Raw genomic sequence first — 15,783 nt, 5'->3', positions numbered from 1 at the left:
TTTTGGCACGCTGTTGAGTTCTCAAGGAACGGACGCTTCCTTTGTACTCACCCGAGAGACTCTCTCAGGCTTTCCTCCGGGCGCTTCCCTTCGGTGTTTCAAACTCTATCAGTGTTTTTCCGGCCCTCAGACCACCCTCCCGCAGGCATGCAGAAGGAGATCCAGAGATAGGATCTGACAAGTTTGGTTGCTGCCTGGCAAGGACGCTTGGCGGCGTCGCTCAACCCCGGGCAGGAGTACGACTGTACACGGGGCTTCGGAGCACGTGCAAATCGATATGGGCTATGGTCTAGACCACTCGTCGGCGACGGGGCAGCAGGCGGCGGGCTCTCACGCGGAACCCGTACTTCATATGACATACCCTGCTGAACAGTGCGCCGTCCGATACAGGCAGTGACGGCCCATTCAGATCTCCACCCCTGGGAGGCTTCCCATGACCACCGTGACGTCCCCTCTTGCAGGACGCGCCATCGGACTGGCTTCCGTGCCCGATCCGGTCTTCTCCGGGGCCATGGTCGGCCCGGGTACGGCGATCGACCCCGTGCGTGAGCCTTCCGAGGCTGTCGCGCCCGTCGACGGAGTCATCGTCTCGCTTCACCCGCACGCCTTCGTCGTCGTCGACGACCAGGGCCACGGCGTGCTCACCCACCTCGGCATCGACACCGTGCAGCTCAACGGCGAAGGTTTCGAGCTGCTCGTGAACAAGGGGGACACCGTGACGCGCGGCCAGAGCGTCGTGCGCTGGAACCCGGCTGCCGTGGAGGCGGCCGGCAAGTCGCCGGTCTGCCCGGTCGTGGCGCTCGAGGCCACGGCCGAGGCCCTCTCCGAACTGCGTGACAGCGGCGATGTGAAGGCCGGCGACAGCCTCTTCGCCTGGGCATGACGTCAAGACCGTCGTATGACGGCATGTAGTGGCAACCACCGCGGCGGCGGGACCCGCCGCACTATCGGAGACGGGTGAGATGGAAGCAACGCTGCGAGGCGTCGGCGTGAGCCACGGTGTGGCCATCGGCGAGGTTCGGCACATGGGAACGGCGGTTCTCGAACCGCCTGCCAAGCAGATTCCGGCGGAGGACGCGGAGCGCGAACAGGGGCGCGCCCGCAAGGCCGTGGAAGCTGTGGCCGCCGATCTGATTGCGCGCGGCAATCTGGCGGGCGGTGAGGCCCAGGCCGTGCTCGAGGCCCAGGCCATGATGGCCCAGGACCCGGAGCTGATGGCGGACGTCGACCGGCGTATCGCCGTCGGCAGCACGGCCGAGCGTGCCGTGTACGACGCGTTCGCGGCGTACCGCGAGCTGCTGGCAGGGGCCGGTGAGTACCTCGCCGGTCGGGTCGCCGACCTCGACGACGTGCGGAATCGTATCGTCGCTCGTTTGCTCGGGGTTCCCATGCCGGGTGTCCCGGACAGTGACGAGCCCTATGTCCTGGTGGCTCGTGATCTGGCGCCCGCCGACACGGCTCTGTTGGACCCGACGCTGGTTCTCGGTTTTGTGACCGAGGAGGGCGGGCCGACCAGCCACAGTGCGATCCTGGCGCGGGCGCTCGGCGTCCCGGCTGTCGTCGCTCTGCCGGGCGCCGGTGAGCTGGCCGAAGGCACGGTGATCGCTGTCGACGGCAGCACCGGCGACATCTTCGTGGAGCCGAGCGAGGCGAAGAAGGCGGAGCTGGAGGCGGCCGCTGCCGAGCGCAAGGCGGCGCTCGCGGCGTCGACCGGACCGGGTGCCACGGCCGACGGTCACAAGGTGCCGCTGCTGGCCAATGTCGGTGGTCCGGCGGACGTGCCGGCCGCGGTGGAGGCCGGTGCCGAGGGTGTGGGTCTGTTCCGTACGGAGTTCCTCTTCCTGGACGACAGCAAGAACGCCCCGTCGGAGGAGAAGCAGGTCGAGGCCTACCGGCAGGTGCTCGAGGCTTTCCCCGAGGGTCGTGTCGTCGTCCGGGTGCTGGATGCCGGCGCGGACAAGCCGCTGGACTTCCTGACGCCTGGCGACGAGCCGAACCCGGCGCTGGGTGTGCGTGGTCTGCGCACGTTGCTCGATCACCCCGAAGTGCTGCGCACGCAGCTGACGGCTTTGGCTAAGGCCGCTGAGGGGCTGCCGGTCTATCTCGAGGTCATGGCCCCGATGGTGGCGGACCGTGCGGATGCCAAGGCGTTCGCCGACGCGTGTCGTGCGGCGGGGTTGCGGGCGAAGTTCGGCGCGATGGTGGAGATCCCGTCGGCCGCGCTGCGGGCGCGGTCGATTCTGCAGGAGGTCGAGTTCCTGTCGCTCGGGACGAACGACCTCGCGCAGTACACCTTCGCCGCGGACCGTCAGGTGGGCGCGGTGTCTCGGCTGCAGGATCCGTGGCAGCCCGCTCTGCTGGACCTGGTGGCGCTGTCCGCTGAGGCGGCGAAGGCCGAGGGCAAGAGCTGTGGTGTCTGTGGTGAGGCCGCGTCCGACCCGCTGCTCGCCTGTGTGCTGACCGGTCTGGGGGTCACCTCGCTCTCCATGGGTGCGGCGTCGATTCCTTATGTACGGGCGACTCTGACGAAGTACACGCTGGCGCAGTGCGAGCGGGCCGCTGCTGCCGCACGTGCTGCGGACAGTGCCGATGAGGCGCGCAATGCCGCTCAGGCGGTGCTGTCCGGCGAGTAGTGGTCGCTCTCGCAGTCGGGTTTTTGATGGAGGGGCGCTCCACCTGTGGGTGGGGCGCCCCTCTTCTTTTCAGTGATGGTGTCCTGGCGTCGGGTCCGCCGGTCCGAGGTCCGGCGGTACGCAGTAGTCGACGTCGGATTCCGGTGAGATGAGGTCGCCGGATTCGATGTCGGTGCAGTAGGCGTCGAACACCTCGCCCGCGGTCAGGGGCTCGAGGCCTTCGCCGCGCAGCCGCCAGCCGTAGATGCGGTCGGTGGCGCCGGGTGCGCTCGTGCGCATGACGAGTCCGCCGGGGCTCTGGGTGGCGAGGCCGAGGGCGAGGACCGTGGTGAATTCGAGGGCTTCGGCCTCGTCCAGCTGGACGTCTCCGTCGGCGGCCGTGTCCGCGTGGAGGACCGCGACGAGTGTTTCGGGGGCTCCCGAGACGCTGCACACGAGGTGTCGGTTGCCCGGGGGCGCGGTGTCGAGGATGCGGACGAGGAGGCCGGAGGCCCAGGTGAAGGCTGCTCGGCCGATGTCCTCTCCGCAGGAGGCGCAGGCACCGAGGCGGGCCAGGAGTGTGGACGCGTACTCCCAGGTGGCCTGCCGGACGGCTTCGTCGATCAGGGCCGGGACGAGGTCGGCCAAGGGGCGGCCGTCGTACGGGATGGTCGGGCCCGTGGCGGCGAGTTCGGCGGTGAATCGGGTGCGGCTGGACGGGATGTCCGGGTCGAGGCCTGTGTCGGCGCAGAAGGCGGCGTAGTCCTCGGGGTCGAACAGGGCGACCGTGGTGTGGCTGCCCTGGGAGGCGCGGGTGCGCAGGAGGGCCTCGACCTGTTGGAGATAGCGGGTGTGGTCGTCGAACGTGAAGCTGCGGTAGCGGCGCATGGCCCGGAAGTCGTGCTCGTCGGTGAGCACGCCGATGGTGCCGGCGATTTCGCGGCGCAGGACGCGTCGCATGGTCTGGTGGTCGGTGTGTGTCATTTTTCCCCCTGTGCACAGTCGATCAATGCTCACTCACAGTAATCGGCGGCACTGACAACGGGGGTGGGCTGGGCATTCCGCCGCCGGCGCGGGGCGTCGGCGGCGGAATCGGATCAGGCGCGCTTGCGGGCCAGGTCCTCGTAGAAGTGGAGCAGGTCGAGGTTGTCGATGGAGCCCGGGTTGACGGCCTTGTCCAAGGGGGTGCCCTGGAGCAGCCGCTTGACGGGGACCTCGATGCGTTTCCCGGTGAGGGTGTGCGGGATGCCGGGCACTTCGATGATCTCGTCGGGGATGTGGCGTGGTGAGAGCTGTTCGCGGATCGTCTGCTTGATGCGGCGGAGGAGGTCTTCGTCCAGCGTGGTCCCGGGGGTCAGGTGCACGAAGAGGGGCATCCAGTAGCCGCCGTCGGGCTGTTCGATGCCGATGACGAGGGATTCCTTGATCTCGGGGAGGCGCTCGACGGCTTCGTAGATGTCGGCCGAGCCCATGCGTACGCCCTGGCGGTTGAGCGTCGAGTCGGAGCGGCCGTGGATGACGACGGAGCCACGGGAGGTGATGGTGATCCAGTCGCCGTGGCGCCACACACCGGGGTAGGTGTCGAAGTAGCTGTCGTGGTAGCGGCTGCCGTCGGGGTCGTTCCAGAAGTGGATCGGCATCGACGGCATGGGATTGGTGACGACGAGTTCGCCGACCTCGTCGACAAGGGGCTTTCCGCTGGGATCCCAGGACTGGAGGTCGGTGCCGAGGCCGGCCGCCTGGAGTTCGCCGATGTGGACCGGGAGGGTCGGGACGGCGCCGGCGAAGCAGGAGCAGACGTCGGTGCCGCCGCTGACGGAGGCGATCCAGAGGTCGTCGCGGACCTCGTCGTGCAGCCAGCGGAATCCGTCGGGCGGCAGGGGCGAGCCGGTGGTGGCCACGCACTGGACTTTGGAGAGGTCGAAGTCGCGACCGGGGTGTACGCCGGCTTTGCGGCAGGCCATGACGTACGCGGCCGAGGTGCCGTAGAGCGTGGCCCCGGTGCGTTCGGCGATCCGCCACTGGGCACCGGTGTCGGGGTAGCCGGGGCTGCCGTCGTACAGGACGATCGTCGTGCCGGTGAGCAGGCCGGAGACGAGGAAGTTCCACATCATCCAGCCGGTCGAGGTGTACCAGAAGAAACGGTCCTCGGGGCCGAGGTCGCAGTGCAGGCCGAGTTGTTTGAGGTGTTCGACGAGGATGCCGCCCTGGGACTGGACGATGGCCTTGGGGAGGCCGGTCGTGCCGGAGGAGTAGAGCACCCACAGTGGGTGGTCGAAGGGCACCTGTTCGAAGGTGGGTTCCACCTCGGCGCTCGTCAGGACGGACCAGTCCAGGGCGCTTTCCGGGGCCTCGGTGCCGAGGAGCGGGATGTGGACGACGGCCCGCAGGGTGGGCAGTTCGCGGCGGAGTTCGGCGACGATGTCGCGGCGGTCGTGTTCCTTGCCGCCGTAGCGGTAGCCGTCGACGGTGAACAGGACGACGGGTTCGACCTGCTGGAAGCGGTCGAGAACGCTGCGGGCGCCGAAGTCGGGGGCGCAGGAGGTCCAGACCCCGCCGACCGCGGCCGTGGCGAGGAGGGCGACGACAGCCTGCGGGATGTTGGGGAGGTATCCGCTGACGCGGTCTCCGGGACGTACTCCGAGCGTGCGGAGTTCGGCCGCGAGGGAGCCGACCTGGCGGCGCAGTTCGGACCAGGTGACCGGTCGTGGCTCGTGGGTCTCGTCGACATGGAGGAGGGCCGGTTCGTCCGCGCGGGTGGTGGCCGCGCGCAGGGCGTGTTCGGCGTAGTTGAGGGTCGCGCCGGGGAACCACTGGGCGCCGGGCATCGAGCGGTCGCCCAGTACGCGCGCGTAGGGGGTGGAGAACCGTACGTCGAACCATTCCGTGACGGCTTCCCAGAAGGTGTCGAGCTCGTCGACCGACCAGCGGTGCAGTGCGGGATAGCCGCCCTGGGAGGGGGCGCCGTGGTGTTCGGCGGCCCAGGCCTGGAACCTGGTGACCTGTGCCCGTGCGATACGTTCCGGATCGGGCTGCCAGAGCGGCTGGGGGTTCACGGTCGACATGGGGCGGCTCCCGGACTGTGCGCGTCGTGTGCGGCGTCCGCGCACGGGCGGGGGTGTGCGCGTGACGCGGATGACACGGACGATGCCATGTGATCGACTTCTGCACCAGGGTGCGCCCCACATAGTCCGTGTCGTGAAGATGTGGTCCCGGCACGGGTGAACGGCAGTTGAACGACACACGCGCGTGGGGCGGTCAGTGGCAGGGTGAACAGCATGAACGGTCGTGACCTGGTGCGTTCGATGAAGGCGGTCGGTTCGGCGGGGGCGGCCCAGAGGTTGCGTACCGTACGGGCGGCTTGGCGCACGCGGCGTGCCGATGCCGCCGGGCTGCCGGCGCGGGGGGCCGAGCGGGCGCGCGTGCCCGGTTCGGTGCAGGACGTGGAACCCGGGCTCGGAGGCGGAGTGATCCGGTTCAGCCGATCCGAGCTGCGGATCACCGTGGCGGTGAACGGGGCGGTGTTCTGGGGCTGGGACGGGGCCGCTCCCGAGCCGTCGTACGCCTTGTCGGGCCGGTCTCCCGAGCCGGACCCGCGGGCGGTGCTGGAGCCGGACAAGGACGGCGGGTGGCGGGTGGTGGCCGAGCGGGCCACGGTCGTCGTCTCACGGCACGGTGCGGTCGAGGTGCAGACGCCCGGTGGGGTGACCCTGCGCCGCGATCTGCCGCCGCGCTGGTGGGAGCCGGTCGACGGGGGTGCGGCGCGCTGGATGCAGCGGTCGGAGGTCTCGGCGGACGCCCGCTTCTTCGGGCTGGGCGGGCGGGCCTCGGGGCCGCGGCTGCGGAACGGCACATACCGGCTGTGGAACACCGACCCCGGTCGTGCCTTCGGTCCGGGTGACGATCCGCTGTACCTCACGATGCCGGTGCAGCTGGTGGTGGCCGACGCGGCCACGCATCTGGTCTTCCACGACACCACGTGGGACGGCACGGTGACCCTGCGGGAAGGCGAGGAGGGGGCCGGTTCCGGGCACGACCGGCCCGGGTCGACCGAACTGCGGATGTCCGGCGGTCCGCTGCGCTGCTGGGTGATGGTGGGTACTCCCGCGCGCGTGCTGCTCGCCTGGGCCTCGCTCACGGGTGCGCCGGCGCTGCCGCCGGCCTGGGCGCTGGGCTACCAGCACGCGCGGTGGGGGTTCGGGAGCGAGCAGGAGGTACGGCGGATCGTCGCGGGCTATCAGGAGCGCGATCTGCCGTTGGACGCCGTCCACCTGGACATCGACCACTACGACGAGCACCAGGTGTTCACCGTCGACCAAGAGCGCTTCCCGAAGCTGCCCCGGCTCTCCGCGGATCTGCGGCGGGACGGGATCCGGCTGGTGTCGATCGTCGACCCGGCGGTCAGGGCTGAGGCGGGCAATGCCGTGTTCGACGCCGGGACGGCCGTGGACGCGTTCGTCCGGGACGGGGCGGGGCAGCTGGTGCGGGGCGAGGTGTGGCCCGGGGAGTCGGTCTTTCCCGACTTCACGCACGCGCGCGTGCGCAAGTGGTGGGGCGGGCTGTACGAGGAGCGGCTGGGCCAGGGGTTCGCCGGCTTCTGGCACGGCATGAACGAGCCCACGTCGTTCACGGCCTTCGGGGAGTCGACGTTGCCGCGTTCGGCCCGGCATGCCCTGGAGGGACGGGGTGGCGATCATCGCGAGGCCCACAACGTCTATGCGCTGTGCATGGCTCGGGCCGCCTACGAGGGCCTGCGGGAGCTGTCCCCGCAGCAGCGGCCGTTCGTGTTCTCGCGGGCCGGGTGGGCCGGCCTGCAGCGCTACGGGGGCGCGTGGTCCGGTGACGTGGCCACGGGCTGGCCCGGGCTGCGGGCGTCGCTGTCGCTGGTGATGGGGCTGGGGCTGTGCGGGGTGCCGTACTCGGGGCCGGACGTGGGCGGCTTCGACGGGAGTCCGTCGCCCGAGCTGTATCTGCGGTGGTTCCAACTGGGCGCGTATCTGCCGCTGTTCCGCACGCATGCGAGTCTGCGGGCGGGGCGCCGGGAGCCGTGGGAGTTCGGGCCCGAGGTGTTGGAGCACGCGCGTGTGGCGCTCGCGGAGCGTCGGCGGCTGTTGCCGTACTTCATGACGCTGGCGCATCTGGCGCGGCGCACCGGCACGCCCTATGTGCGGCCGTTGTGGTGGGGCATACCGGAGGACCGGGCGCTGCGCGACTGTGAGGACGCCTTCTTGCTGGGTGACTGTCTGCTGGTGGCGCCGGTGCTCGACCCGGGCGCGGACCGGCGTGCCGTGCAGTTGCCACGGGGGCGTTGGTACGACACGGCGACGGGGCGGGCGTACGACGGGCCGGGGCAGATCCTGGTGGACGCCCCGCTGTCGCGGATTCCGGTGCTCGCGCGCGCGGGTGCCGTCCTTCCGGTGCGCGGGGAGGACGGCGGGCTGGAGCTGGAGGTGTGGGCACCGGCGCGGGGACGCACCGGTGGCGGGCTGGTCGTGCCGGATGCGGGTGACGGGTGGGACGAGCCGGAGATCGAGCGGTACGTCGCCCGCTGGCAGGGGCGGCGGGTGGTGGTGGAGCGAGAGGGTGAGGACGGCGTGAGCGCGCCGCCTCACCCGGTGCGTGTGCGAGGTGCCGAGGAGCGCTGAGGCTCAGACGTACCGGCCCTCGAACCAGGCCCGTACCGCGCGCGTGTGCAGGGGGAAGGCGAGTTCCTCGGGCCTGCGCAGGAGGTGCCAGCCTTCTGTCTCGTCCGTCGCGGCGGACGCGGGCAGGCCTTCCGCCGGGCGCTCGGGCAGGGACCCGAACAGCAGGAGGTGCCCGTCGGGTGAGCTCATGGCGTCGACGAGGCGTACGTCGCGGCTCGCCGCGTCGATGCCGGTCTCCTCCTTGAGCTCGCGGACGACGGCCTGGCGCCAGTCCTCACGGTCGTCGATGTAGCCGCCGGGCAGTGCGATGCCTCCGCGCGCGGGGGCGACGGTGCGGGTGATGACGACGAGGCTGGTGCCCTTGGTGTCGTACACGGGCTGGAGGGCCACCGCGACCGGGAGCGGGTTGCGGTAGGCCACGGTGGCGCAGGCGGGGCAGGTGCGGGGCCAACCGGTGACGCCCTCTCCGAAGGGCGTTCCGCAGCTCGAACAGTGGGAGTCGGGCGCGGAGTTGGGGGTGGGGTGCTGAGTTTCGGACACGCGGCGGACTGTATCCGATCATCGGAGGGGCGTCTTCCGGGGGCGGCTCAGTGTTTGCCTGAAAGGGACTTCCTGGACACCGGGAAGTCGAAGTAGGTGTCCGGGTAGGGCTCGGGCTTGAAGGTGTAGTGCCACCATTCCTCGGCCAGGTTCACGAAGCCGAGGCCTTCCAGGGTGGACTTGAGCAGTAGCCGGTTGGCGCGCTGTGTGCCCTGGATGCGTGGGTCGAGGGTGTGGGCGAGGGCGTCGAAGCAGTCGAATCCGGTGCCCATGTCGACGGAGTTGTCGGGGAAGCGCTGGTCCTGGGGCGCGTAGCAGGGTACGAGGGTCTCGCCGGGGTGGTAGGGCCGGGTCGGCTTGGCGGGCAGGCGCACGATCGTGAGGTCCATGGTCGAGCCGCGGCTGTGGCCGGACTTCGCCGCGATGTAGCCGTCTTCGAAGAGGCGCGTCTTGTCGACGTTCGGGTAGAACTCGCTCTTCATGGCCTGGTCGTCGAGGTCCTCGGCCCAGCGGACGAAGTGGTCGACCGCGCGTTGCGGGCGGTAGCAGTCGTACACCTTGAGGCTGTAGCCCTGCTTCAGGAGCTTTCCCTGTGCCTTGTGGAGCGCTTCGGCGGCGGGGCGGGTGAGGATGCACAGGGGCTGCTGATAGCCGTCGATACGCTCCCCGACGAAGTTGTGGGGGGTGAAGTAGCGCATCTCCTGGATGATCGTCGGGTCCACGGTTCTGAGCGCCACGAAGTCCTTGGGTGCCTTGGGTTCCGGCGTCGCCCGTGCGGTCGCGGAGACGGCGGTCACGGTCAGCAGGGCAGCGAGTGCGGTGCCCAGTCCGCGCAGCGCGCGCGAGAGTCGTGTCATGCCTCTGCCTCTGCCCATCTCAGGTGTCCCGTGACACACTTCTGACGTTCCGTCAGATCAGCCGGGGAGGGATCTTGTCGCGCTCACGCACTCCTGTGGTCGAGGGATGGTTCGGCGGCGAGGGGGACGCGTTCCGCCTGTTGGGCACCCGCTGCTCCGCCTGCGCCGCGGTCTTCTTCCCTCGCGAGGACCTCCATTGCCGCAATCCGCGGTGCGCGGGCGGCGAACTCTCCGAGGTGCCCCTGTCGCGGCGCGGGCGCGTGTGGTCCTACACGGACGGCCGGTACCGGCCCCCGTCACCCTATGTGACCGATCCGGAACTTCCGTGGGAGCCGTACGCGTTGATCGCTGTAGAACTGGCCGCGGAGCGGATCGTGGTTCTCGGGCAGGGGGTGCCCGGGCTGAGCGTCGCCGATCTGGCGGTGGGCATGGAGGTGGAGGTCGTGCCCGGCGTGCTCCATGAGGACCCGCAGACGGTGTGGACGACCTGGCAGTGGCGGCCGACGACGGGGGTGGGGGCATGACGGGTGAGGTGGCGGTGCTCGGCGCGGGGATGCATCCCTGGGGCAAATGGGGGCGCAGTTTCGTCGAGTACGGGGCTACGGCGGCCCGCGCGGCGCTCGCCGACGCCGGGCTGGAGTGGCGGGAGATCGGCTCGATCGTCGGCGCGGACACGGTACGCGGCGGTTATCCGGGATACGTGGCCGGGGCGACGTTCGCCAAGGCGCTGGGGTGGCAGGGAGCCCGGGTCACGAGCGTGTACGCGGCCTGCGCCTCAGGAGCGCAGGCCGTCGGCACCGCGCGGGCCCAGATCCTTTCGGGGCTGGCGGACGTGGTGCTCGTCGTGGGGGCCGACGCGGCGCCCAAGGGGTTCTTCCGGCCCGCCGGCGGGGATCGGCCCGACGACCCCGACTGGTTGCGCTTCCGGGTGCTCGGGGCGACCAATCCGACCTACTTCGGGCTGTACGCGCGGCGCCGGATCGCCGTCCACGGCGACACAGTGGAGGACTTCGCACAGGTCAAGGTGAAGAACTCGGCCATGGGAGCGCTCAATCCGAACGCGCGCTACCGGAAGCGGGTCACCGGTGAGGAGGTCGCCGCCTCCGCGGTGGTCGCCGATCCGCTGCGTCTGCTCGACATCTGCGCGACCTCGGACGGCGGTGCCGCGCTGGTGCTGTCCAGCATGGAGTTCGCGCGTCGCCATGGCGTGGCGGAGCCGGTGCGCATCCGCGCGGTGTCGACGGTGACGCCGCGGTACCCCAACACCGTGCTGGACCTGCCCGACATCGCGACGGACTCCGCGGTGGCGGTGGAGCCGGCAGCGCAGACGTTCCGGGAGTCGATCGCCGGGGCCGCCTACGAGGAGGCGGGTGTCGGCCCTGAGGACCTCTCCCTGGCGGAGGTCTACGACCTGTCCACCGCCCTGGAGTTGCAGTGGTACGAGGACCTCGGGCTGTGCGGCGCGGGCGAGGGGGCCAAGCTGTTGCGGGAGGGTGCCACGGCCCTCGGCGGGCGCATGCCGGTGAACCCGAGCGGAGGGCTCTCGTCTTTCGGGGAGGCCGTCCCGGCGCAGGCGATCGCCCAAGTGTGCGAACTCGCCTGGCAGTTGCGGGGCACTGCGGGCGACCGGCAGGTGGCCGGGGCCCGGGTGGGGATCACGGCGAACCAGGGCCTGTTCGGGCACGGGTCGGCGGTGGTCGCGGTGCGCTGAAGACGGCAGCCGGAGTCGGAGGGCAAGGGCTTTCCCGTACGCTGCGTGATCACCTGGGAATCCTGCGTGAACGTCTCATGAACTGCGCTCGGGCGTGCGCCCGCGACGCCATCATGCTCCCGTGCCCTCCTGGACGGATACTCTCCGCTTCGCCTTCCAACCGGTGGTCAACCTGGCGACCGGTGCGGTCGCGGGGCTGGAGATACTCGCCCGCCCGGAGACCGGCGACGTCCTCGCCGAGGCCCGTCGTGATCCGGAGCTCGACGGCAGGCTGGCGGTCTCGGCGATCCGCGCGGCCGCGCGCAAGGAGACCTTGCTGCCTCTGCACGTCAACGTGTTCGCGGCGACCCTCGCCGACCTCGGCGGGCTCACCTCGCTGCACACCGCGGTGCGGGAGGCGGGCAGGCTGCCGTGGGAGGTGACGATCGACATCTCGCCGCCGTACACGCACGTGCCGCAGCAGGCACTCCTGGAGGCCGTGGGCGCGCTGCGCGGCCAGGGTTTCCGGATCAGTGCGGACGGGGTCGGGGACGGCGACGTACCCCTGCGGCTGCTCACGGACATGGCGCCCGACCTGGTGAAGCTCGACGCGTCGCTGCTCGCCCGGCCCGCGGCGGTGCGGGCGATGCGCACGTTGTGCGAGCAGCTCGGGGCGCTGTTGTCGGTGGAAGGGGTGGAGACGGAACTGCAGTGTGCGGCCGCGGTGGCGGCCGGTGCGCAGCTGGCGCAGGGCGAGCTGTTCGCGCCGCCGGCCCGGCTGTCCGCGGCGGACGTATACGTTCCGCCCCGCTCCCCCGGCGCCGCCTCGCTGCCGCGCTCGGGGCCTTCGGTGCGGCAGTTCGTGCGGCCCGCCGCGCTGCTGCCCGTCACCGCGTCGGCGGGCCATGTGCGGGCGCTGCTGACCGGGTCGCCGGAGGTGTCCGGGGTGCTGCTCGTGGACGCTCACGGGGTGCCGGTCCGATCGGTGCACCGTTCCAGGTTCCTGCTGTCGATGTCCGGGCGGTACGGGCACGCTCTCTACGCCGACCGACCGGCCGCCAAGCTGGGCGACGTGCCTCGCACGGTGGGGGTGGACGCCACCGCGTGGGAGGTCCTGGACGTGGTGGCGGTCGGCGGGCGGGACCGTACGTCGGACGACGTGGCCGTCGTGGACCACTTCGGCCGATGTGTGGGCGTCGTACGTCTCGCGGACCTGGTGCGGGCGCTGGCCGAGTCCCGGGTGGAGGAGGCGGTGGGGCTCAATCCGCTGACCCGGCTGCCGGGTTCGGACGCGATCACCGGCGAGGTCGACCGGCGGATCGCGGACGGGCGGGCGTTCACGCTGAGCTGGCTGGACGTGGACCACTTCAAGCAGGTCAATGACGGGGCCGGCTTCGCGGCGGGCGACGAGCTGATCCGGTCGGTGGGGCGGGCCTTGCAGCGTGTGGCGTCCGACAGCACGCGCGTGGGCCACATCGGGGGCGACGACTTCCTTGTCCTGGCCGATCCGGAAGGACTGGATCCGGTGGCGGCGTCCGTGCTGGACTCGCCGTGGTCGGCGGGCGGCCGTCCCGTGTCGTTGTCCCTGGCCACGGTGGTGTGCGCACCGGGCAGCGTCACGGACCACCGGCAGGCGGCGGCGTGTCTCGCGCCGCTCAAGAAGGCCGCGAAGTCTCTGAGCGGGGCGAGCTGGGTCCTGGGGTACGCGGGGCTGCCCGGGCACCAGATCCGGCGAGGGGCGGACGCCGCCACGCCTGTGGGGTTCCCCGGCGCCCGCTGAGCACGGCCTCCCCTGCGCGTCGCCGAGGCCGCCCTTCAACCGTTGTCGTCCGCGTCCTTGACGCCCCCTGGACACCGGTGAACACTTCCGATGTCAGTCGACATCGCCGTACATTCTCGGCGTATCCACGCACTGCGCCACGCAGGCCCAGCTGCTCCGAGGCCCGTCCCCCACGGGCGATTCGACTGCGACGGCACGCTCGTCACGGATGCCGGGCGGGGCGCGGGACCTCCTCGTCGCCGGCTGAAGTCGCTGTGGGAAACGCACCCTGCACGAAGGACCGGGGTCGAACACCCCGGGCCGGGGCCAAGGAGCCGCCATGAGCAACGGAGACATATTTGTCGGTGAGATCATCGGCACCGCGATCCTGATCCTGTTCGGCACCGGAGTGGTCGCCGCCGTCGTACTCAACTACTCGAAGGCGAAGGACGCGGGCTGGGTGGTCATCGCGTTCGGCTGGGGTTTCGGTGTGCTGGCCGGCGCCTACACGGCCGCGCCGCTGTCCGGGGGCCATCTCAATCCGGCGGTGACCATCGGGATCGCCGTCGACACCGGTGACTGGGACAAGGTGCCGATCTACATCGCGGGGCAGATGGTCGGCGCCGTTCTTGGCGCGGTGCTGTGCTGGCTCGTGTACTACGCGCAGTTCCAGGCCAACGCCGAGGAGGACATCGCCCAGCCGACGCTGGGGATCTTCTCCACCGCGCCGGCGATCCGCAATCCGGTGGCGAACCTCGTCACCGAGATCATCGCGACCGTCGGGCTGGTGCTGCCCATCCTGGCGTTCGGCCTGACCAAGGGGCTCGGCGAGTCGGGCACCGCGATCCTCATCGTCGCGTTCCTCGTGACCGGCATCGGCCTGTCCCTCGGCGGCCCCACGGGCTACGCCATCAACCCGGCCCGTGACCTGGGCCCGCGCCTCACCCACGCCTTGCTCCCGATCCCCAACAAGGGCACCTCGGACTGGGGTTACGCGTGGATCCCGGTGGTGGGACCGCTGATCGGCGGCGCGCTGTCCGGGCTCATCTTCAACGCAGCCTTCTGAAGGAACCGACGAAGGGGACGTCATGACGGACAAGTTCGTCGCCGCTATCGACCAGGGCACCACTTCGAGCCGCTGCATCGTCTTCAACCAGGACGGCGCCATCGTCGCCGTCGACCAGCGTGAGCACCGCCAGATCTTCCCCAAGCCCGGCTGGGTGGAGCACGACGCCACCGAGATCTGGTCCAAGGTGCAGGCAGTGGTGGCCGGGGCGCTCGCCAAGGCCGGGCTGCGCGCCGACCAGCTCAGCGCGCTCGGCATCACCAACCAGCGCGAGACGACGGTCCTGTGGGACCGCGCGACCGGGAAGCCGGTGCACAACGCCATCGTGTGGCAGGACACCCGGACCGCGGCGCTGACCAACCAACTCGGCGGCCCCGACGGGCAGGACCGCTTCCGGGAGCAGACCGGGCTGCCGCTCGCGACCTACTTCTCCGGGCCGAAGGCGGCCTGGCTGCTCGACAACGTGCCCGGGCTGCGCGCGCGGGCGGAGAACGGCGAGATCGCCTTCGGCACCATCGACTCCTGGCTCATCTGGAACCTCACCGGCGGAACGGACGGGGGCCGGCACGTCACCGACGTGACCAACGCCGGCCGCACCATGCTGATGAACCTCGAAACGCTCCAGTGGGACCAGTCCATCCTCTCCGCCATGAACGTCCCCGACGCCGTCCTCCCCGAGATCAGGTCCTCGGCCGAGGTGTACGGCACCGCAGTCGGCCAACTCGCGGGCGTGCCCGTGGCGTCCGCGCTGGGCGACCAGCAGGCGGCCGTGTTCGGACAGGCCTGCTACGACGTGGGTACGGCGAAGAACACCTACGGCACGGGCTCCTTCCTGCTGCTCAACACGGGCAACCGTCCGGTGCCGTCGAAGAGCGGCCTGCTGACGACAATGGGCTACAAGATCGGGAGTGAGGCGCCGGTCTACTGCCTGGAGGGCTCCATTGCCATAACGGGCGCCCTCGTCCAGTGGTTCCGGGACCAACTCGGCATCATCCGCACCGCCGACGAGATCGAACCGCTGGCCGCGAGCGTGGAGGACAACGGCGGTGCCTACATCGTGCCCGCCTTCTCCGGGCTGTTCGCGCCCTATTGGCGCTCCGACGCGCGCGGGGTCGTCACCGGCCTCACCCGGTACGTCACCAAGGCCCATCTCGCGCGCGCGGTCCTCGAGGCGACCAGCTGGCAGACGCGTGAGGTCGTGGACGCCATGTTCCAGGACTCCGGGGTGCACATCACGACCCTGAAGGTGGACGGCGGCATGACCAAGAACAACCTCCTCATGCAGCATCAGGCGGACGTCCTCGACGTGCCGGTGGTCCGGCCGAAGGTGTCGGAGACGACCTGTCTGGGTGCCGCGTACGCGGCGGGGCTGGCCACCGGGGTGTGGAACGACCTCGACGAGCTCAAGTCGCACTGGCAGAAGGACGTCGAGTGGACGCCGTCCATGGAGGCGTCGGTGCGGGACCGCGAGTACCACAATTGGCGCAAGGCCGTGGAGAAGAGCTTCGGCTGGGAGGAAGACGAGGCGAACTAGCCGCACGCGCGCGTGCGGTCGGAGAACCGGCCTCACGCGCGTGCGGCCCGTGAACGCGGCCCGTACCCCGGTCGGCGGGG

General features: G+C 70.5%; 12 protein-coding genes. 8 read left to right on the top strand and 4 right to left on the bottom strand.

Translation table 11 applies throughout. From position 1 onward, the window contains the following. Positions 1–433 precede the first annotated feature (433 nt). Positions 434–883, top strand: coding sequence for a PTS glucose transporter subunit IIA (locus ACFUO4_RS43810; RefSeq protein WP_079313015.1), 450 nt, complete (start codon positions 434–436; stop codon positions 881–883). Positions 884–962: 79 nt separating this feature from the next. Next, positions 963–2,633, top strand: a complete 1,671-nt coding sequence (ptsP, locus tag ACFUO4_RS43805) for a phosphoenolpyruvate--protein phosphotransferase (RefSeq protein ID WP_383496352.1) — start codon at positions 963–965, stop codon at positions 2,631–2,633. A 69-nt stretch (positions 2,634–2,702) separates the two neighbouring features. Here the strand turns inward: ptsP and ACFUO4_RS43800 are convergent, their stop codons facing one another. Together ACFUO4_RS43800 and ACFUO4_RS43795 are read right to left on the bottom strand one after the other, a co-directional pair. Then, complete coding sequence (locus tag ACFUO4_RS43800; protein ID WP_383496349.1) at positions 2,703–3,596, bottom strand: hypothetical protein; 894 nt, start codon at positions 3,594–3,596, stop codon at positions 2,703–2,705. Positions 3,597–3,709: 113 nt separating this feature from the next. After that, positions 3,710–5,677: an acetoacetate--CoA ligase gene (locus ACFUO4_RS43795; protein ID WP_383496346.1), complete on the bottom strand. Its 1,968-nt coding sequence runs from the start codon at positions 5,675–5,677 to the stop codon at positions 3,710–3,712. A 213-nt stretch (positions 5,678–5,890) separates the two neighbouring features. Here ACFUO4_RS43795 and ACFUO4_RS43790 point away from each other — a divergent pair, with 213 nt between their 5' ends. Further along, positions 5,891–8,257 carry a glycoside hydrolase family 31 protein gene (locus tag ACFUO4_RS43790; protein ID WP_383496343.1) on the top strand — a complete coding sequence of 789 codons (2,367 nt, stop codon included), beginning with the start codon at positions 5,891–5,893 and terminating at the stop codon, positions 8,255–8,257. 3 nt (positions 8,258–8,260) lie between these two features. Here ACFUO4_RS43790 and ACFUO4_RS43785 read toward each other — a convergent pair whose 3' ends face one another. Further along, the gene (locus tag ACFUO4_RS43785; protein WP_383496340.1) at positions 8,261–8,797 is read right to left on the bottom strand and encodes an NUDIX domain-containing protein; all 537 of its coding nucleotides are present in this window, start codon (positions 8,795–8,797) and stop codon (positions 8,261–8,263) included. Between the two features lie 47 nt (positions 8,798–8,844). Continuing rightward, positions 8,845–9,654, bottom strand: coding sequence for a M15 family metallopeptidase (locus ACFUO4_RS43780; protein ID WP_383496337.1), 810 nt, complete (start codon positions 9,652–9,654; stop codon positions 8,845–8,847). Positions 9,655–9,749: 95 nt separating this feature from the next. On the opposite strand from ACFUO4_RS43780, the gene ACFUO4_RS43775 reads away from it, so the two are divergent. From ACFUO4_RS43775 to glpK, 5 genes are all read left to right on the top strand, one after another. Continuing rightward, positions 9,750–10,178 (top strand): Zn-ribbon domain-containing OB-fold protein, encoded by a 429-nt coding sequence (locus ACFUO4_RS43775; RefSeq protein WP_383496373.1) that lies wholly within the window; start codon positions 9,750–9,752, stop codon positions 10,176–10,178. Next, positions 10,175–11,365, top strand: coding sequence for a lipid-transfer protein (locus ACFUO4_RS43770; protein ID WP_383496370.1), 1,191 nt, complete (start codon positions 10,175–10,177; stop codon positions 11,363–11,365). The genes ACFUO4_RS43775 and ACFUO4_RS43770 overlap by 4 nt, the downstream gene beginning before the upstream one ends. A gap of 121 nt (positions 11,366–11,486) precedes the next feature. Next, the gene (locus ACFUO4_RS43765) at positions 11,487–13,124 is read left to right on the top strand and encodes an EAL domain-containing protein (RefSeq protein WP_383496334.1); all 1,638 of its coding nucleotides are present in this window, start codon (positions 11,487–11,489) and stop codon (positions 13,122–13,124) included. Between the two features lie 319 nt (positions 13,125–13,443). After that, the gene (locus ACFUO4_RS43760; protein WP_383496331.1) at positions 13,444–14,169 is read left to right on the top strand and encodes an MIP/aquaporin family protein; all 726 of its coding nucleotides are present in this window, start codon (positions 13,444–13,446) and stop codon (positions 14,167–14,169) included. Between the two features lie 22 nt (positions 14,170–14,191). Next, on the top strand, positions 14,192–15,703 hold the full coding sequence (gene glpK / locus ACFUO4_RS43755) for a glycerol kinase GlpK (RefSeq protein WP_383496328.1): 1,512 nt from the start codon (positions 14,192–14,194) through the stop codon (positions 15,701–15,703). Positions 15,704–15,783: the final 80 nt, after the last annotated feature.

The sequence above is a fragment of the Streptomyces sp. NPDC057280 genome (genome assembly GCF_042668605.1).
GTDB lineage: Bacteria > Actinomycetota > Actinomycetes > Streptomycetales > Streptomycetaceae > Streptomyces.
Note: the sequence above shows the minus strand (reverse complement) of the source record. Positions and strands in the feature narration are given on the sequence as shown.

Bases quoted from the DNA above. Each gene is read 5' to 3' on its own strand.
- ACFUO4_RS43810 (WP_079313015.1), top strand. From the start codon at position 434: ATGACCACCGTGACGTCCCCTCTTGCAGGACGCGCCATCGGACTGGCT.
- ptsP (WP_383496352.1), top strand. From the start codon at position 963: ATGGAAGCAACGCTGCGAGGCGTCGGCGTGAGCCACGGTGTGGCCATC.
- ACFUO4_RS43800 (WP_383496349.1), bottom strand. From the start codon at position 3,596: ATGACACACACCGACCACCAGACCATGCGACGCGTCCTGCGCCGCGAA.
- ACFUO4_RS43795 (WP_383496346.1), bottom strand. From the start codon at position 5,677: ATGTCGACCGTGAACCCCCAGCCGCTCTGGCAGCCCGATCCGGAACGT.
- ACFUO4_RS43790 (WP_383496343.1), top strand. From the start codon at position 5,891: ATGAACGGTCGTGACCTGGTGCGTTCGATGAAGGCGGTCGGTTCGGCG.
- ACFUO4_RS43780 (WP_383496337.1), bottom strand. From the start codon at position 9,654: ATGACACGACTCTCGCGCGCGCTGCGCGGACTGGGCACCGCACTCGCT.
- ACFUO4_RS43770 (WP_383496370.1), top strand. From the start codon at position 10,175: ATGACGGGTGAGGTGGCGGTGCTCGGCGCGGGGATGCATCCCTGGGGC.
- ACFUO4_RS43760 (WP_383496331.1), top strand. From the start codon at position 13,444: ATGAGCAACGGAGACATATTTGTCGGTGAGATCATCGGCACCGCGATC.
- glpK (WP_383496328.1), top strand. From the start codon at position 14,192: ATGACGGACAAGTTCGTCGCCGCTATCGACCAGGGCACCACTTCGAGC.